Here is a 2,069-nt window from a genome sequence, read left to right as displayed (position 1 = left end):
GGTCGACGGTGCCGACGAAGGTGCCGGCGGGTGATTCGGCCCGGCAGGGGACGGAAGGAGGGGTCATGTCGGTCCTCACGCGAGCTGGTGGATGAGGTGGGCCGCCTCGTTGGCGGCGAGGATGGCGAACAGCACGGTCATGATCACGGCGTTGTGCTCGATCATCTCGCTCTTGAGGCGGTCGAGGGCCGTCGTGATGCGCGGGATGCCGGTGGCACCGAGCACGGTCGGAAGGATCAGGGTGAGCGAACCCGCCACCGCCAGCGCGACGCACAGCAGCGCCGTGGCGGCGATCGGCAGATGCGCCGCGCCGATGAGGGCGCCGCCCTTGAGCTCGAGGGGCAGGTTCTTGCTGTTCGTCGCCGCCATGAGCAGGCCGAGGCCGGCGGCGCGGCCGAGGGTGATCGAGTCCATCGCGGCGAGCCACTTGGGTGCGACGGCCGGCTGACCGTGGCGCGGCCGACCGCGCCAGCTGACCACGGCGAAGGTCGCGAACCCCACGGTCAGCAGCGCCCCCAGGACCACGACCACTACGTTGCCCTTCGCTCCGCCCGACGCGCCGGACGCGCCGGCCGCGGTCAGCGCGCCCGCGGCGATCGCGGCGAGTGTGACCGCGAAGAAGGTCGCCGTGTACGCCGGAGCCGCTCGGCGTCCGCGCGCCGACAGCAGGATCGCGACGACGGCGACGATCGGCAGCGGAGAGATCGCCATGCCGACGGCCAGGGGCAGGAGTGCGGTGAGCTCGGACATCGCGGCGAGGCTACGCCCGCGGCATCCGGGTCCCGTCGCGATGTTCGGTCGACACGACAATCGGCGCGCCGGGGGTCAGATCGGCGGTCAGACGCACGGTGTCGGCGTCGGCCGTCAGTCGTCCCCCCAGACGTCCCACGCACGCGTCGCGGCGCAGCGCTGCACCGGGAGCGAGCGTGCCGGGCGTCTCGACCTCCACGCGCAGCCGGGGACCGCCGCCGGTCCGGACGACGCGGGCGGTCACGACCGCCTCGCGGCGGCGGGCGTGCTTCGCCGCGTTCAGCAGTCCCTCGGCGACGACCTCGACCGCCTCGCCGGCGAGGGCCGCGTCGGCGTCGAGCACAGCGCGGGCCTCGGCATCGAACCGGGTGTCGATCCGCAGGGCGTGTCCCCACGTGGCCACGAGGGCGTCCAGCGCGGGGGCGTCCGCGGCGGTGGGCGGCGCGGCGAAGGCGCGCTCGACGTCGTCGGCGAGCGACGCCAGCACCGGCCACAGCGCGGCCGTGTCCGAGGGGCGGGGATCGGGATGCCGCAGGGCCCACAGCACGAGGGCGCTCTGCACGTCGCGGTGCAGCACCTCGGCCGCAGCGCGTAGACCGTCTCGCGAGCCGCGGGTGCCGCGATCGTCCGACCGCGTCAGGGCCGTGATCGCGGTGGACAGTCGACGGCGCTCGACGGCGACGGCGCGCGCGCCGGTGCGCCATCTCGTCATCGCCCAGGCCAGGGCCGGGAAGGCCAACGCGGGAACGGCTGCGGTGGGCCATGCCACGCCCTGCGCGCTAGCGAGCGCCGTCAGGGACAGCCCCGCCAGAACGACCGACCACGCGTACCGTCGCGTCCGTCGCCGCGGGGACCGCCGGGCCCGCCCGAGGCGCGGCAGGGCCTCGGCGGCCGAGCCCACCAGCAGGGTGAGGGCGATGCCCGTCGCCACGGCGACCGCATCCACCGTCCGCACTGCGAACGGCAGCACCGCCAGCGCGTACGTCGCGCTCACCGTCCCCGTCGCCGGAAGGCGCGTCAGCATCGGGGCGCGTCGCGACGCGGGCGCCGCGATCGGGACGTGTGATTTCGCCACGGGGAGCGCCGAGAGGTCGTGAGCACGCGCGCGCACGGCGGCGGCGCGGGCCCGGACGGCGTCGACATCCGCCTCGACGGGGGCGCGCACCAGCGCGGCCGCGGCCTGGACGGCGGCCGCGGCATCGGCCGCGAACAGGCGTGCGCGCTCGGCGCTCGCGCGCAGGTCGTCGCGCACCGAGCGGAGGAGGGCGTTGGTGGATCGGGCGGTGCGCGCGGCATCCACCAGGACCGCCGTACCGACG

Annotated in this window: 2 protein-coding genes; both read right to left on the bottom strand. The window is 75.8% G+C overall.

Annotation, left to right across the window (positions count from 1 at the left end):
- Window positions 1–75: 75 nt before the first annotated feature.
- On the bottom strand, window positions 76–750 hold the full coding sequence (locus tag DBR36_RS03955) for a GAP family protein (RefSeq protein ID WP_108317652.1): 675 nt from the start codon (window positions 748–750) through the stop codon (window positions 76–78).
- Between the two features lie 10 nt (window positions 751–760).
- On the bottom strand, window positions 761–2,069 hold a 1,309-nt coding region (locus DBR36_RS17560; RefSeq protein ID WP_108317651.1), incomplete at its 5' end, for a hypothetical protein.

The organism is Microbacterium sp. HMWF026 (assembly GCF_003061325.1).
In the GTDB taxonomy this organism is placed as follows: Bacteria; Actinomycetota; Actinomycetes; order Actinomycetales; family Microbacteriaceae; genus Microbacterium; species Microbacterium testaceum_E.
Note: the sequence above shows the minus strand (reverse complement) of the source record. Positions and strands in the feature narration are given on the sequence as shown.